This is a genomic window from Paenibacillus sp. SZ31 (assembly GCF_012912005.1).
Taxonomy (GTDB): domain Bacteria; phylum Bacillota; class Bacilli; order Paenibacillales; family Paenibacillaceae; genus Paenibacillus.
In genome coordinates this window covers 935,713-952,768 of the sequence record NZ_JABBEA010000001.1, presented here as the reverse complement: position 1 = coordinate 952,768, position 17,056 = coordinate 935,713, and the positions used below count along the sequence as shown (strand labels likewise).

General features: G+C 46.1%; 12 protein-coding genes. 11 read left to right on the top strand and 1 reads right to left on the bottom strand.

Annotated elements, in window-relative coordinates; translation table 11 throughout:
• Positions 1-219: 219 nt before the first annotated feature.
• From HF638_RS04480 to HF638_RS04460, 5 genes are all read left to right on the top strand, one after another.
• On the top strand, positions 220-909 hold the full coding sequence (locus HF638_RS04480) for a glycosyltransferase (RefSeq protein ID WP_169479069.1): 690 nt from the start codon (positions 220-222) through the stop codon (positions 907-909).
• Positions 910-927: 18 nt separating this feature from the next.
• A complete protein-coding gene (locus HF638_RS04475) occupies positions 928-1,917 on the top strand; it encodes a polysaccharide biosynthesis protein (RefSeq protein WP_169479068.1) in 990 nt (329 codons plus the stop codon).
• A 66-nt stretch (positions 1,918-1,983) separates the two neighbouring features.
• Positions 1,984-3,396: a nucleotide sugar dehydrogenase gene (locus HF638_RS04470; RefSeq protein WP_348982069.1), complete on the top strand. Its 1,413-nt coding sequence runs from the start codon at positions 1,984-1,986 to the stop codon at positions 3,394-3,396.
• Positions 3,383-4,129 carry a class I SAM-dependent methyltransferase gene (locus tag HF638_RS04465; protein WP_169479067.1) on the top strand — a complete coding sequence of 249 codons (747 nt, stop codon included), beginning with the start codon at positions 3,383-3,385 and terminating at the stop codon, positions 4,127-4,129. Before HF638_RS04470 ends, HF638_RS04465 begins: the two co-directional genes overlap by 14 nt.
• A gap of 251 nt (positions 4,130-4,380) precedes the next feature.
• A complete protein-coding gene (locus tag HF638_RS04460) occupies positions 4,381-5,511 on the top strand; it encodes a glycosyltransferase (RefSeq protein WP_169479066.1) in 1,131 nt (376 codons plus the stop codon).
• A gap of 508 nt (positions 5,512-6,019) precedes the next feature.
• Here HF638_RS04460 and HF638_RS04455 read toward each other — a convergent pair.
• Positions 6,020-6,541 carry a DUF5412 family protein gene (locus tag HF638_RS04455; RefSeq protein WP_169479065.1) on the bottom strand — a complete coding sequence of 174 codons (522 nt, stop codon included), beginning with the start codon at positions 6,539-6,541 and terminating at the stop codon, positions 6,020-6,022.
• Positions 6,542-6,856: 315 nt separating this feature from the next.
• Between HF638_RS04455 and HF638_RS04450 the strand changes: the two genes are divergently transcribed.
• From HF638_RS04450 to HF638_RS04425, 6 genes are all read left to right on the top strand, one after another.
• Complete coding sequence (locus HF638_RS04450; RefSeq protein WP_169479064.1) at positions 6,857-7,687, top strand: Rpn family recombination-promoting nuclease/putative transposase; 831 nt, start codon at positions 6,857-6,859, stop codon at positions 7,685-7,687.
• A 329-nt stretch (positions 7,688-8,016) separates the two neighbouring features.
• Positions 8,017-9,897, top strand: coding sequence for a DNA helicase RecQ (gene recQ / locus HF638_RS04445; RefSeq protein ID WP_036610632.1), 1,881 nt, complete (start codon positions 8,017-8,019; stop codon positions 9,895-9,897).
• 623 nt (positions 9,898-10,520) lie between these two features.
• On the top strand, positions 10,521-12,563 hold the full coding sequence (locus tag HF638_RS04440; RefSeq protein WP_169479063.1) for a B12-binding domain-containing radical SAM protein: 2,043 nt from the start codon (positions 10,521-10,523) through the stop codon (positions 12,561-12,563).
• Between the two features lie 370 nt (positions 12,564-12,933).
• Positions 12,934-14,049 (top strand): site-specific tyrosine recombinase/integron integrase, encoded by a 1,116-nt coding sequence (gene xerA / locus HF638_RS04435; RefSeq protein WP_248278001.1) that lies wholly within the window; start codon positions 12,934-12,936, stop codon positions 14,047-14,049.
• Between the two features lie 281 nt (positions 14,050-14,330).
• Complete coding sequence (locus HF638_RS04430; protein ID WP_169479062.1) at positions 14,331-15,962, top strand: hypothetical protein; 1,632 nt, start codon at positions 14,331-14,333, stop codon at positions 15,960-15,962.
• Between the two features lie 439 nt (positions 15,963-16,401).
• Positions 16,402-17,049: a hypothetical protein gene (locus HF638_RS04425; RefSeq protein ID WP_169479061.1), complete on the top strand. Its 648-nt coding sequence runs from the start codon at positions 16,402-16,404 to the stop codon at positions 17,047-17,049.
• The last annotated feature ends 7 nt before the right edge of the window (positions 17,050-17,056 follow it).

Sequence of the window (17,056 nt, the reverse complement as noted above, 5' to 3'; positions counted from 1 at the left end):
TTCAAGTGTATATCAATCTATTTCGTTGAAAGGTAGTACATCTGTCGTTACCGCTTCTATCAGCGATTCATATGTTATAGAGTGCTGGGTTGGTGAGCGGGATGTTTCTCGTAAGCAATCAGTCAGGTAGAAGAGGTTTTCGTAGAAGACGGTATCATCACATTGAAAAAGGTCTGTATCCGGTAAACGGAATTTGCAGCGTTCATGAGGAGGAATGTTATGTCCAGGAAAGTTGTGATTGAGATTAACTTCAACAATTACGGGATGGACCCGCAGCGATTGACGCGGGAATGGCTGGAGCGTCGGATGAGCATCTTCCGCACGTTCACATTGCATTGCCTGAAGGCACAGACGAATCAGGATTTCCTAACGGTGGTGAAGCTGTCCAAGGAATCGGGGGACTTGATGCAGGAAATTCTGGCAAGTCAGGAGCCGCTTCCTTCCAATATTCGTTTTGGAACCAATATCGAGAGTGTGCGTGCCATTCTGGCATTTGCCGAAGGTGCGGAGCAACTCTATATTGCCCGTCTGGATTCGGATGATCTGTACCATAAGACTTTTGTTCAACAGCTCTACGATATTCAGCCACAACCGCAGACGATGGCCCTAATTAATCAGAATGGTTATCTGTGGGATAGCGTGAATAATGAGATGGCCCCGGCATTTCACCGTTCTCCGCAATTCTATGTCTACTTGTACCAAACGACCGAATATGCAGCGGGGTACCGGGTGAAGCTTCCGGGCAGGGGTACACATGGCAATGTCATCGAACTGCCGCACGAGCTGCTTGCTCCGCGCAATTATGTCAACATCGTGCATTCCAATAATACTTCAGTCAAAAGGGTACCGCCCAATGACCGGTTAAGCCGAGATGAGATGGCACAGGTATTACGCGAATTCATGATCTGAGCTGGGAGGGATTCATCCATGATTCAAGGACAAACGATTCTGATCACCGGAGGAACAGGCTCCTGGGGTCAAAAGCTGACCGAGGTGCTGCTGGAGCAGGACCCGGCTGAGATTCGTCTTCTGTCACGTAATGAATACGCCCAGATTGCGATGCAGCGTGAGTTCAACCATGACCCGCGTCTGCGATTCGTCATTGGGGACATCCGGGATTATCGGGCAGTGGAAGATGCGTGCAAAGGCGTAGATGTGCTCTTCCATCTAGCTGCGTTGAAGCATGTTCCAGTCTGCGAGGACCAGCCAGATGAAGCGTTAAAGACGAATGTGATCGGGACGCAGAACATTATTCGGGCTGCGATCCGCATGCAGGTTCCCAAAGTCATTGATGTGTCCACCGATAAGGCGGTAGATCCGATTAACGTATATGGCATGACGAAGGCCTTGGGTGAAAAAATGATGATTCGCGCCAACTGGCTGAGTGAAGGCACTCGGTTTGTCTGCATCCGCGGGGGCAATGTGCTTGGAACCAGCGGCAGTGTCGTGCCCTTGTTCCGTCGTCAGATCGATGAAGGCAAGAGCCCGACCATTACGGACAAAGGCATGACCCGCTTTTTCCTAACGCGTACCGAAGCCATACATTTACTGCTTAAGGCGGCTGAGGCGGCCGTGGGCGGGGAGACTTTTGTGATGAAAATGAAAGCTTGCAAGATGACGGAACTTGCATCCGTCATGTTGGAACAGGCAGGTCGTCCATCCTTCGATTATAAGGTGACAGGCATACGTCCAGGCGAGAAATTGCATGAAGTGCTCATTTCGCCCTATGAAGCACCGCGCACGTATCAATACGATGCACAGTATTATGTCATCCTGCCTGAGCATCAGGACAAGGGACTGACGGATCAGTACAGCAGCCTGTCTCGTGTGAACTTCTCCGAGTATCGTTCGGACAGTGCCATGATGAACAAGCCAGCGATCGCCCAGTTTTTGCGTGCAGGCGGATATATCGACTAGGGCGTGTCTCAAAACTCGTTCGGAGTTTTCAGACACGCCCACCGAAGGGAGGTGGAGCGTTTGGAGGTGGAAGGAATGGAAGAGAATCATCAGCACGAGCAGCGCGGGGGAAAAGAAGGGGAGCGGCAACATAATACACTGCAACACATCAATGACCGCTCCCTGAAAGCTGTTGTCGTCGGTCTGGGTTATGTAGGTTTACCCATGGCTGTGGAGATGGCACAGGCAGGTTATCAGGTACACGGTATCGATATCGATACCTCCAAGGTAGCCAAGCTGCGTGCCGGACATTCGTATGTCATCGGTATAGAAGATGATGTTGTACAGTCTCTGATGCAGGCAGGGTTGTTCACGGCAAGTACCGATTACGCAGTGGTTGCGCAAGCCAATGTCATTGTCATCTGTGTGCCGACTCCGCTGACCGCCGAGCATCAACCGGATATCTCGTATATCTCGGCAGCGGTGGATGGCATGACTCCTTATTTGCAGGAGGGCAGCCTGGTTATTTTGGAAAGCACGACCTATCCGGGCACGACGGAGGAACGCGTGAAACAACCGATTGAAGCGGCAAACGGCTGGCAAGCTGGAGAACAGTTCTACGTCTGTTATTCTCCAGAGCGGGTAGATCCGGGCAGTGTGAGTTATGGAGTGAAAAATACCCCGAAGATCATTGGTGGCTCCACACCCGCATGTCTGAATTATGGTAAACAGTTCTACGGCTCGTTTCTCAACGAAGTTGTGCCGGTCAGTTCAACGACGGTAGCGGAGACGGCGAAGCTGTTCGAAAATACATTTCGCAGTGTCAACATTGCACTCGTGAATGAGCTGACTCCGGCCTGTGAACAGATGGGTGTAAACATCTGGGAGGTGCTGGGTGCGGCGGCCACCAAGCCATTTGGTTATATGCCATTCTATCCCGGTCCCGGCATCGGCGGACATTGTATTCCAATCGATCCGATCTATCTGTCCTGGGCTGCAAACCGGCAGGGATCGGAGCTGCAATTCATCCAGCTGGCAGATGCAACCAATCGGCAAATGCCAGAGAGAGTGGTGAAGCGTGCAATGGAGCTGCTGGAGCAGAATGGTGTATCTGTTCAGGCAGCGCGTGTTGTTCTGGCGGGTATGGCTTATAAAAAAGACATCGACGACTTGCGCGAATCGCCAGCGCTGGACGTCTTCCGGCTACTGAGCGCAGCGGGTGCAGATGTGGTTTTCACCGATCCAATGGTGCCTGTCTTCCGTAAGGATGACGGTACGATACTCCAGTCTCGGCCTGCTGCGCCAGAATTGTGGACATGGGCTGATCTGGTGATCATTACGACGGATCATTCGGGATTCAATTATCAGGAGATGGCGGATCATGCAAAGCTGATTTTTGATACACGCAATGCAACGGCCGGATGTCACGGGGGAAATATTGTGGTGCTGGGCCAACCTGTTCGGCAAGGAAAAACGGGAGAAGATTATGGCAAATCATGACCGGGTGAGTGAACGCTATTACGGCGAAATCAATTCGGAAGATTCTCATGAAGCGACCCGGACACGCGTCCACTGGATGTGCCGCGAGACCACAGGTAAACGCATCCTGGATGTTGGTTGCAGTCAGGGCATTACGTCCATTTTGCTGGCGCGTGAAGGATTTCGTGTAACAGGGGTCGATTTGGAAGAAGAAAGTATCCGATACGCGCAAGCCGAGCTTGCTAAAGAGTCCAAGCCAGTTAGGAACAATGTGGATTTTCGAATGCTGGACATTACGCAATGGAAAGTAAGGACTACCTTTGACACGGTACTGCTTGGAGAAGTGCTGGAGCATTTTGCTCATCCGGAGACGTTGTTGAACCAGATTCATCGGCTGTTGCAAGAGGATGGGACGCTGGTTGTAACCGTGCCGTATGGCTATCATCCGTTCTATGATCACAAGCAGACGTTCTATGCAGGAAGCCTGGCGATGTGCCTGATGCCGTATTTCGAAGTCTTGAAACTGGAAGTTCATCATAAATATCTATGTTGCGTGGCCCGCAGACGGCGGAGAACGCAGCCTCACATATCGCCGACTTTGGATCAACTGATGGAGTGGATGAAGCTGGATCATATCCATTTTGCTGAGGTGGAACAACAGCATCTACGCGCAATGAAGCAGCGTAAGAAGGCATTGGACAGTGCAGTGGAGCAGGTGAAACGTCTTCGCCGTCAGGGGAGTGGGGAAGTGTAGCGGTGTTGTTTAGTGTGACGACAGAGCTATTCTATGTTCTAACGAATCTCACACGCCTTATGCTGGTGATTTTGGAAAGGGGAAAAATGTAAGGAATCTAAGCGACGCTATTTCATCCAAAAGCTGCGATAAACGACCAATGGTTGCCTAAAATGCGAGAATAGCGCGCCTCAGATTCGTTAGATTTTCCAATTGGCTGAAATCCGTTATGAAATTTCGCAATACGCGTACGACAGGAAGGGGCTCAAAACGTGATCACCATCAGTTTGTGCATGATTGTGAAGAACGAGGAACGCACGCTGGCACGCTGTCTCGATTCGGTTGCCGGCATCGCGGACGAGATCGTCATCGTGGATACCGGTTCATCAGATCGTACGATGGACATCGCTGCGCAGTATACCGACCAGGTCTACACGTATGAATGGAAGGAAGACTTTGCCGCAGCGCGGAATGAGTCATTCGCCAAGGCCACGCAGGAGTATATCCTGTGGCTGGATGCGGACGATGTGCTGCTGCCCGCGGAACGGGCGAAGCTTGCGGTGTTGAAGCAGCAGTTGCCGTCTGAGGGGGAGACGGCGGCTGTGATCTTGAACTACACGCTGGCCGAGGGGCCGGAGGGAAGTCCGCTTGTGACGGACCGACGACTTCGCCTGGTCAAGCGAGATGCCGGGTACCGCTGGCATGGCCGGCTGCACGAGCAGCTCAGCTTCCCGCCGAGCGGGGTCATTACGGCAGATATTGCCGTCACGCACCGCCGCGAAGCGGGACATCATTCGGCGCGAAACGTGCGCATTCTGCGCAAATGGATCGCCGAAGAGGGCGTAGCCCAAGGTCGCCTGCTGTTCTATTATGCAGGCGAATGTTATGACCGCCAGCGTTATGCGGCGGCGGCACGCGGGTACGCGAAGCTGCTGGAGCAGCCCAGCGGTTACCGCGAGGATCGTCTCATTGCCTGCGCGCGGCTGGCGGAATGTTATGAACGACTGGGTGAGCCGGGCCGTAAGCTCGGAGCATTGCTGCAGTCATTTCAATATGACCTGCCGCATGCCGATTTTTGCTGCGCCATTGCGGCTTGTTTCCATGAACGGCAGGAACCCGTCTCGGCGATCTATTGGTATATGCAGGCGGTAGACGTTAGCAGCCACGATCCCGGTCTGCGCCCGGTGCCTGTGGCATGTCGTACCTGGCTGCCACATGCCCGACTATCTCTCTGCTATGCCCATCTGGGCAACTGGGAGCAGGCACTGATGCATAACACCAAAGCCCGTGAGTACTTGCCCAACGATCCCGGATTACTTGCCAATCGGCAGAAGCTCGAAGTGGTGGTACGCAAAGAGATGAAAGAGCGGGAAGAACGTGGTGAAGTGTCACCGCGTAAGTAGGGAGACGAACTGGGACGGATAAGGACGAATGAGAACAGAAGAGTTTGAAGCGGGAGTAGAGATAGAGAAAATGGATTGAATTAGAAGTGACAAGGACAACAAAAACTAATTGTTGTTGTAAGATGCGATCAAGCTGAAAGTGATAGAAATAGAGTGTAAGGCACAATTGTGAGCAGAAGCAGAAGGTACTCAAGATTAAGTGGTAGAATAGATGTGAAAGAGAAAGTATGAGTTGTCATGTGTTTTAAGTGCGACAGCTACGATATTGTTAGTGTGAACGAGCATGTACAGACCACAATTTAGTATAAACAGATAAAGGGAAATATGTAGAACAAGAGCAGAGCAGCCCCGCTTGCCGAGGAAGTCGGTGAGCGGGGCTTGCTTTATGTTTTGTACTTCAAACTGCTTGCACCGTGTGAGGCTTCAGATGAGTGAATGCAGTGAGTACTACGCACGCATCAAGATGATCAGCCATGTAGTCAGGAGGTCATTTTGCGGCGAGATTGCTTTACTTTTCAGGTGCCAGACATCGCACATACTGGTCTTTCATCCGCAAGCTTTTGCACGCCCAGCCCCTGCCATCATATATTTCCTCATCAGTGTTGAGGGTAATGCTCTCATCTGTGTACTCATTCCAGTTTTCAATTCGGAGTGTGTTTTCACTTTCCCATTCAAGATGATTATTTCCGTGGTGCTCGGAACGATAGATCGTTTTTACTGTGGAGTCCTCAGGGGCATTCGTCTTCTTCACATCGACCCACATCGTAACCCCGCCTGCCGCACCACCATAGGGCATACCATAAATCTCGGCGGTATATTCACCATTCCGCGAAGGCATCGAATAGCTCAATTCTCCTTTCTCAGAACGGTCAAAGGTGGAGAAGTAGGGACGGAGCCAGAAATACAAGAATAAGGCGGCAAACAGTACAAGAATCAATAATGCAAATGTAGTGAAAATCGGATGTCTACGTATCCACGATTTTGGTAGTGAGATGTTTGAAGAGTCACTAGCTTGAGAGTATTGTTTCATGAAATTGCTCTCCTTTAGAGATGTTGGGTAGGAACGAGATAAGGAATTGGATATATAGATATATTGGTGTCTTCTCTTTAAGCAATTTATTAAATTAATGGTAACACACTGCGTTTATTAATAACAAATAAGTTAAAATTACCCTTAGTTCAAAAGGGACTAAATTATAAATGGAGAAAGACAGCATCCTCATGACTAAATAAGCAATAAGAGATTGTATTTGGTATGGAATGTTTAACTTGCATAAAGGAGGTTGATGCTGCAATTAATCATTACAAGCATGGTATAATAGGAAAAAACGGAGTTGATGGTCAGATGTCTGATTTGCTCGATCCTCGAAACGATTTTGTTTTCAAACGTATTTTTGGCAGTGAGGAAAATAAAGATGTCCTGCTTGTGTTCTTGAACCGAACGTTTGCAGAGTCGGGTGAACAGCCACTGACAGAGATCGTACTACTTAACCCGTATACCGATAAAGATGCTCCTTTGGATAAACAGTCCATATTTGATATCTGGGCGAAAACAGCTGAAGGTAAGCTGATCAACATTGAAATGCAGTTATTTAATAAATATGACATCGAAAAGCGTACCCTATACTATTGGAGCAAGCGTTATTCGAGCCAGCTGCAGGAAGGTCAGACATACAAAGAATTGAAAAAGTGCGTCACCATTAATATTTTGAATTACTCGTTTATCGCGAATGAGCGTTATCATAATGTTTTTCATCTGAGGGAAGACCACACCGGACTTGAACTTAGTGATGATCTTGAAGTGCATTTCATGGAGCTGTCCAAACTGGACGATCAATCCGTTCCGATGGAAGGCGGGCTGATTAACTGGCTTTTGTTCCTGAAAGGTGCTGATAAATCCAATTGGGAGGTATTGCAAATGAATGAACCTACTTTGAAGAAGGCGATGGATACGCTGGAGTTCTTGAGTCAGGATCGGGAAGCGCGTCGTTTATATGAAGAGCGGCAGAAATATTTACATGACGAAGCTTCCATGATTGAATGGGCTACGGAAAAGGGCGAACGTAAAAAAGCTCTTGAAATAGCAAGAAACATGCTTTCTCTAGGAATTGAAGTTTCTGTTATTGCAAAGGCAAGTGGCTTGCCGGAATCTGAGGTAGAGTCGTTAAAAGATTAAAGTAAAGTTATAAGGTGTAGTAAGTTCACCAGATGAATTGGTACGGATACACTAGCGTGGCACGTAAATATAAGTTTAATGCAATCGTTTTGTCCAACTAGGGCAGGGCGGTTGTTTTTATTTTGATGAAGTGAAACGTTTTACAGTAAAACGCGGTTGCTCATTCGGGGCTGGGCCGTTAAACTAAAGGGAGCGGCGTTTGCTTGACGGACAAGTCATGAGAACGCCATTTTGTTGTCAAGGATGCGGTATATGTGCCGCTTTCGGATGTCAAAACGGATCGGACCAAGCTGGTGGAAGAACATCGGTGATAAGTAAGGAGTCTTTACATGAGTGTGCAAACACCTACATTAGAAGAAGCGCAGGGTCTCCTGCAAAAATATTATGGCTACCCCGACTTCCGTGAGGGACAGAAAAAGATTGTAGCCAGCCTACTGGAACGCGAGGATACGTTGGGTATTATGCCAACCGGGGGCGGTAAGTCGATCTGTTATCAGATCCCCGCTCTGTTGTATTCGGGACTGACGCTTGTCGTCTCCCCGTTGATCTCATTGATGAAGGATCAGGTCGATGCGTTGACGACCGCCGGAATTGCTGCCGCGTATATTAATAGTACACTTAGCGGCAAAGAAGTGAATGATCGCATCCGCGCGGCGCAGCGCGGTGAGCTGAAGTTGCTCTATGTCGCGCCTGAGCGACTGGAGCTGGATTGGTTCCGCGAGGAGATGGGCTATTTGCCGATCTCTTGCGTTGCTGTGGATGAGGCCCACTGTGTATCGCAGTGGGGGCATGATTTTCGGACAAGCTACCTGGCGGTAGCGCCGTTTGTGGACAGTTTGCCGGAGCGGCCGGTGGTTGCGGCCTTTACGGCTACAGCGACGCCCGAGGTCATGGGCGATATTCTGCGGCTGCTGCGTTTGCAGGATCCGCAGACATATGTGACCGGACTTGGGCGGGATAATCTGGCGTTTAGCGTGCTGCGCGGCGAGAGCAAGAAGGACTTTGTCCTGAATTATGCGCGCGAGCATGCCAGCGAGCCAGGCATTGTGTACGCCGCGACCCGTAAGGACGTGGACGATCTGCATCAGCGTTTGTTGCAAGCCGGATTGCCCGCAGGACGGTACCATGCCGGGATGACGGACGATGAACGGTCCCAGAGCCAGGAAGCTTTTTTGTACGATGATATCCGGGTGATGGTGGCGACCAATGCGTTCGGGATGGGGATTGATAAGTCGAACGTGCGTTACGTTATTCATAACAGCATGCCGAAGAACATGGAAGCATATGTGCAGGAAGCTGGACGTGCGGGTCGGGACGGTGAGCCAAGCCAGTGTATTTTGTTATTCGGGGCACAGGACATTATCACCCAGAAATTCTTGATTGAGCAGAATCCGATGGACGGCGACCGCAAACAGAACGATTACCGGAAGCTGCAGCAGATGGTGGATTACTGTTACACGACGCGTTGTCTGCGCAGTGCGCAGCTGGATTATTTCGGTGAGGTGCATGACGATACACCTTGCGGTACTTGCAGTTCCTGTACGGACGACCGTGAGTTGGTAGACATGACGATTGATGCACAGAAAATATTCAGCTGCATTCACCGCATGCGTGAACGTTATGGTGTATCACTGGTTGCTTCGGTGCTCAAAGGCTCTCGTGCCAAAAAGGTACTCGATTACGGCTTCAACTCTCTGCCAACCTATGGCGTGATGGGCAATCGTACGGAGCGTGAAATTTCGGAGATCATCAACGTGATGGTATCCGAAGGATATCTGATGCTGTCCGAGGGACAGTATCCGGTCGTTCGTCTGCAACCACTGGCGGTCGAAGTACTCAAAGGCCAGCGTGAAGTGATGCAGCGTGTGGTCCGCAAGACAGCGGCAACGGCTTCGGGTACGAACTACGGCGGACGTCGTGGACGCGATGCGATGCCATCTGCGGTCAACGAGACTGTATTCGAACAGTTGCGTCTGATCCGGCGTGATCTGGCGGCGAAAGAGCATGTGCCATCGTACATTATTTTCAATGATGCGACTTTGCGCGAGATGAGTGTGGTATGTCCACAGACAGAACGTGACATGCTGGATATCAAAGGGGTCGGTGAGGTGAAGTACCGCAAGTACGGACTGCCGTTCCTGGAGTTTTTCCAGAAGCAATCGGGCGAAGAAGTGGATACGGATGATGATGCGTTTTACGAGTATGAGTAGGTATGAGCAGGTATAAGTAAGTATGAGTATGAGTTGATTGTGAGCGAGCTTGGCTGGTTGGGATGGAGTGAGAATTTTTTTATATTCGCCCTTTCAAGTCTTTGAAGTTCGTGACACGTAAAGCTTAATTGATCTAAAAGTTGATAGATATGCTTCATGCAAGTCGATGGTTCGTCCATGATACGGAGGAAGTGTTCGGCAGAGGTTCGAGGCTAAAGGCTCAAGGCAGTAAAATGTGGATATCGAATTGCGGATGAATGCGAATGAGGTCTTTTACAGGTTGAAGTTGTTTATCGTGTCTCTGTAGAGTGGACAAATGGTGGCGAATTGTCTTTCAAAGGGTGGACATTGGCGTTAGAAAGGGCTGATCGCATCGTATACAACATGTAGTTTTATTATGTGTTTTTCATACTATATGTTGTAGTTTTCGTTTGGTGGGGTGTATATGCCTTTTTGAAAAGAGTGTCCACTCTTTGAAAGACAAAAGTTGAATATGTCCATGATACATGGAATGGCTAGTACAAAAGGGGTTTAGATGAACAGCATCCGGGGCAGGATGGCTGCGATGCTTTCCTTTTATCAAAAAATATGTGGTCTGGGTGTCCAGGCAAAGGTTGTGAACCATGAAGGTTATTCTTTCTACATTAAATGCAAAGTACATCCATACCTCTTTGGCCTTGCGGTGTCTGAAAGCGTACAGTGAGAAGGATTTTGATATTGACCTGGCGGAGTATACGATCAAGGACCCGGTGATGAATATTGTGTCTGATCTGTATCAGCGCGGCGCGGACGTGATTGGTTTCTCGTGTTACATCTGGAACATTGAAGAGACAATCAAGGTTATTGATAATCTAAAAAAGGTTATGCCGAACGTGAAAATTCTGCTGGGCGGGCCGGAAGTGTCTTATGACACGGAATATTGGATGAACCGCATTCCAAATGTGGATTTCATCGTGATGGGTGAAGGGGAAGAGACGTTGCATCAGCTCTTGACGGAGCTGGAAGGAAGCAAGAAGTTCCACTTTGTCTATGGACTGGCGTATCGCAAAGGGGAAGAGGTCATTCTCATGCCAGGACGCCCGAAAGCGGATCTGAACGATCTGCCGTCACCGCATCGATTTGATGAGGATATCCCGGAGCTTGGGAAGCGCGTTGTTTATTTTGAGACCAGTCGGGGCTGTCCGTTCAGTTGTCAGTTCTGTCTTTCCAGTATTGAGGTCGGCGTGCGGTATTACGATATTGAGCGGACAAAGTCGGATATTCTGTACCTGATTGAGAAGGGCGCAAAGCTGATCAAGTTTGTGGACCGGACGTTTAACATCAAACGAGATTATGCGCTCGAAATGTTTAAATTCCTGATTGAGAATCATCAGGGGACAGTATTCCAGTTTGAAATTACGGCGGATATTATGCGTCCCGAAGTACTGGACTATTTGGCAGAGAATGCGCCACCGGGTACATTCCGGTTCGAGATCGGGGTACAGTCCACGAACGATCCGACAAATGAACTGGTGAAACGCCGTCAAAATTTTGCCAAGCTGAGCCGTACCGTAAACAAGGTGAAAGCTAGTGGCAAAATCGACCAGCATCTGGATCTCATCGCCGGACTGCCGGAGGAAAATTACGATACGTTCCGCAAAACGTTTAATGATGTGTTTGCACTGGGGCCAGAAGAGCTTCAGCTCGGATTCCTCAAAATGCTACGTGGTACAGGTCTGCGTCTGGATGCGGAGAAGTACAACTATACGTACATGGATCACGCACCGTATGAGATTCTGGGTAGTGACGTGCTGCCGTTCAGCGACATCGTACGCCTGAAGCGGCTGGAAGATGTGTTGGAGAAATACTGGAACGCACACCGGATGGACCATACGCTGAAATATCTGATGGAGCAGGAGTTCAACTCGCCGTTTGATTTCTTCCAGGCGTTTGGGGATTATTGGGAAGGTCAAGGTTGGCAGAAGATTGGTCACCAACTGGAGGATCTGTTTACTCGTTTGCACAGCTTCCTGGAGTCGCGGAATACGCCGCATATGGATATCGTGCTCGGCCTGATGAAGCTGGACTATTTCCTCGGCCACAAATACAAACCGCGCAAAATCTGGTGGGAAGATCCGCTTCAGAAAGACCAGTGGGCGGGTTATATGAAAACGTTGGCTGAACGTCCAGAAGACGTTCGTCTGCCACGTGTTGCCGGCGCCGCAGGCACGGCATGGTTGGAAAGCAGCGGCACGGGTGCGAGTGCCGCTGCGGGAAGTTCGGCTGCTGCCGGAGAAGACTCTGCCGCAGATGCGGCGGGTGTGATCGGCAGTGAAGCCGGGGGTACAGCGTCGCGCGTTGCGGGCGACGCAGTTGGGTCAGCCGTCGATGGAGCGGCGGACATGGTGGACGGCAACGCTTCGCGTGCGTTGCCGATGACCTCGGCCATGACCGCACAGACGGTCATGGGTGCCCGTGCTTTCGCCGACCTTGGTCTCGGCGAAAAGGAACTACAGAAGCACACCGTATTGGATGTGCTTCCGTTCCGGCTTGAGCGTGTGCTAGCTGGCGCCAGCCCGCTTGCCGCGAAAGGCCAGACGCTGCTGGTCGTTGTGTACCAGCAGCATGAAGGGCAGCAGGCGCAGTATTACACGCTGCCGCTGGGAGAAGAAGCTGCTGCCATGTAGGTGCAGCAGCCTGACACGAGCTGCATGGCCTATTGGCATCATTCAGCAGTAAGATGTGCCACGGCTTTACGGTCCGTGGCACGTTTGGGGCAGGCATCACCGCTATGTGCGGGGGATGCCCGACTTGATGAGCACCGCGCTATTGACCGCGGTGCTTCTCCATGAGGTGCTGCCCATTGGGCGCAGCACCTCATCCTTACGCGGCTTGTCATTGCACAAGTCGCGCTCCGCTTCACTTTTAACCCAAATATATATGTTCCGAAAGCATCGGAAGGTCGTCTGATTCCCTAGGGGATGAAGAAGGGCCTTCCTTTTTGTTTTTCAGAATGAAAGCAATAGCATAATCAATCCAATCGAAGGAGAGTTTCCTATGAATGAACATGCTACTACCACAGAGACGATTACCATAACAAAAGGTTCCGCTGAATTACTGCACATCTACATCCCGTATAACCCTGCATATATTGAGCGCATTCGTCGGATCAAGGGCAGAACGTGGGAATCCAAACAAAAAGTGTGGATTATCCCTTACACCACAGCTGCTATACAGGAGTTCATGAATCAATTTGATTCAGAAGATGTTCAGATTGCCCCGGAGTTGTGGGTGGAAAGCGAGGATCTACAGCAATGGAAAACTAGCAAGGGAAGTAATGTATGGAGTAAAGAGTCACTACAGAAGGCATTAACATTACGGGGATACAGCCGCAAAACGATTAAAGCCTATTGTAATCAGGTCGAACGTTTTCTAAGGAGCATTCCTCGTGAAAGTACAGATATGACTGCATCCAATGTGCAGACTTATTGCTTAGGTTTGCTAGAGCAAGGGATCTCCCATTCAAGCGTGAATCAGACGATAAGCGCAATTCGCTTCTATTGCAAACATGTACTCCATCATTCTACAGATATCCAGTATATTCGTCCCAAAAAGCAGATGAAATTACCTAAAGTCATGTCAGAAAAAGAAGTTGCTCAATTGCTCAAATCTGTAACCAATCTAAAGCATAAGACGATTCTGTTTCTTACGTATTCTTCTGGTCTTCGTGTTGGCGAAGTCGTTCGTCTTCAATGCAGCGATCTGGATATTGAGCGTCAGACACTTATTGTACGGCAGGGAAAAGGTCAGAAGGATCGGAGAACTCTTCTCTCTAACCTAGCTTGGGAAATTGTGCAGGAATACATTACGGAGTATAGACCCAATCGTTGGTTATTTCCGGGACAATCTTCGGATCGGCATCTTACCGAACGCAGCGTACAGAAGGTTTTTGAAGAAGCTAGACAACGCGCAGGTATTGTAAAAAAGGTTAGTATTCATGCCTTAAGGCACTCCTTCGCTACGCATTTACTGGAAAACGGAACAGACTTGCGCTACATTCAGGAGCTACTTGGTCATACGAGTGCACGAACAACTCAGCGATATACGCATGTGAGTATGAAAAATATTCAACGTATTCAGAGCCCGCTGGATCGTTTGGATCTGGGAGAGTGAGTTCTCCTATAAATCTACCTTTTTCACCAAATTATTCTTCGCAAATACCACAGCATCGGTTATCATAGACGTAGTTCGGATATCAGGCAAGATCTGTGGTATTTACGAAGTGCATAAATTAGATGTTATATGCAACCTACATGACAGAGAGGAAAAAGAAAATAATAAAAATTATTTTTAAAAAAAGTTAAAATCAAAAATTGATCACGGGTCAGTATTAGTATTCTTAATGTAGTAACTCTACAGGGTTTACATCATCGAAAATAGAAAGGAAGAAAAGAATGAATTGCCCCAAATGCAATAAAAATCTGTCTTTGAATTTGGATTTTCCTACGGAGGAAACTTGTCCGCATTGTGATTTTTATTATTATATTGGAAATTTATTGAAAATAATGTTTATTGCAAATCTAAAGGTTAATCAAAATCAGGAAACATATTTTAGCAATGTGCATCAAAGAATTTATAATCCTTTTATAGCTTCATATAAGGGAGAAGTAAAAAAAGGTGCAGAAATAGTTGTTGATAGGTATATCGAAGACTTTAAAGCACTTGTTTCAGGGTATGCTAAAGAGGACTTATATTTTATGGCTTTAGCATTGCGAGAAATCGCAACTTGGAACATTTTTAGTGATGATGTATGGGATTCTTCGCGTTTGAGAAATCTAAGTCATGTGTTTATTACATTGTTAGAGTTAACAGAAGAGAAATACTTTGGCGATTATATGATTAACCAAGAAGAAGATTTTATTAATGTCTTAGTCATTTGTGAAGAGTTGTTTACAATTTCTGATAATATAAAATTAAATGACTATTTTTCTTGGAATGTTGGTTTAGAAGAAATGTTAAAAACAAAGATTGAGAACGATAGATTAGAATGGTTTCATAATATGTTCGAATTTAAAGAACTCATAAAACCTGAAGAAATTGAATTCGAAGAAAATGCTAAACTAAAACTATATCTCAAAAAAAGAAATCTGGAAACGGAAAAATTAAATGAAGATGTAGGCAAAGAAATTGAAATGCTATACGGATTCAATTTTGAAGACTTGGATACTTTTAGAAATGAGATAATCGGAATTTCAACTAATCATGAACAAATTCATAATATTTCACCTACTATAAATGGTTATTCTATGAAATGTTCTTTTATTTTCGAAAGTCAGTTTACAGAAATGAGTCTTTCTATAAAAAAGATACATCAAATAATAAGTTACTTTAAATATGAATCAAAAGGGGATTCCAAGTACAGACTATCTAATCCTCACATGGACTATAAATTTATTTTTAAATATGAGAACTTTATTGCAATAGGCTTTTTTGACTCCGCTAATAGTATAACGGTATTCAAAAACTTAGCTATGAGTGATCATTTTGTTGAGGAAATGTTTGGTAGCAGAGCAACATTACCATTTAAAAAAGCGCAAGAAAAAATTTCTACTTTGATTGCTTACAAAATCGCGTTACATTTTCAAAATAAATATGATTATTATGTACCTATCATTGAAAAAGATATTCCTTATGTGAATATAAAAATGTTTCAAGGAAACGGCATTAGAAAAAAAATTGTGAATAGCTCAAATCAGGATCTAGGAGATTTAGATGCAGTAGTTATCAACAAGGTCAAAAAAGAAGTAATTATCTTTGAGATTAAGTATTATAAGCCCGCAAGCGAATTAACTGAAATTTTAAAGAAAGATAAAAAAATCTTTGATGATATTGATAAAATCCAACGTCGCGCAGCATGGGTACGAGAAAATATGGACGATGTTATTACTGCATGGAACCTGCAAGAGAATGAATATACAGTTAAAACCTATTTAGTTACAGCAAGACCTAATTACTTTGGTAAGCAAATTGAAACTGAAAATGCTGATATAAGTTACTTTACACTCGATGGTATTTTAAACTCTTGATAAAATTAACAAGTTAAATACCAAAACGCCGATTAGGAACTCGGCGTTTTTAGTTTAGAGTTAAAAGTATTAAGAAAAAAGGAACAAAAATAATTAAAAAGGATAATTAAGTAAAAAGAGACTAAATAAACAAGATTGCTTCAGATCAGTAAATAGAATCGAATTTAATAAAAGGAAAAAAGATAGAGTATGCTAAAAAGTATTATAAAAAGAAACAAAGAAAGCTTAGAATTAAAATAGGAAAATATCAATTAATATTAAGAGAATTTGGAAGGGTACAGGCAGCATATAACATAATATTCACGCTGCGGCTCCTGTGGAGCCTTGGTCTGCTGGATGAATTTCGAAGAGGGATTTCAGCAGACAACCCCTTCGGGGTTCATGAATACAGAAACGTTAGAGGAAATAACCTGTAGATTAATCTGAAGGAGAGTAAAGAATGAAATTCATAAAAAAATTACAATGGAAGTTTAGAGACATGGTGTGGTTAGTATCAATTTTAATTATTTCTAATATTATGGTAGTTTCAATGAGATTAAGTGACAATCAAGATATAACCAATATACTCTCAATTGGTGGAAGCCTAATTTCAGTTATTTTAGGCGCTGTTGCAATAATATATTCGTTTATTCAAAACAATAGTACACAGGATTTACACGGGAGCATCTCTACAACAATAGAAGTGATTAATCAACGACTCGATAATATAGGTAATCAAATAAATAGTGCAAAACCATACACTAAAGAGGATCATATAGAAAATGAAACTACTGAACAAGATATGGTACTGACTAGAGTACATGGGGTTATTAGCACTTCTGTCCAATGGGAAGGCAAGGAATTTGTAGAGAAATTAACGTATGAATTACAGACAAGTAATAACTCTAAACTACTCGATTATAGTATAAAACCATTGAATACTCCAGAAGATACACAGTTTAAGTATTCTACAAGCATAAGTTTACTTTTGAGTTGTTCTTTAAAATCAGAAGAAATAGATAATTTAATTGATAAGTCATTATCTAGGATTGGTGTCAATTCTAAAAGGTACGATTATTATACAAACCAAGGAATTCAATGTAAGTAGTTCGATG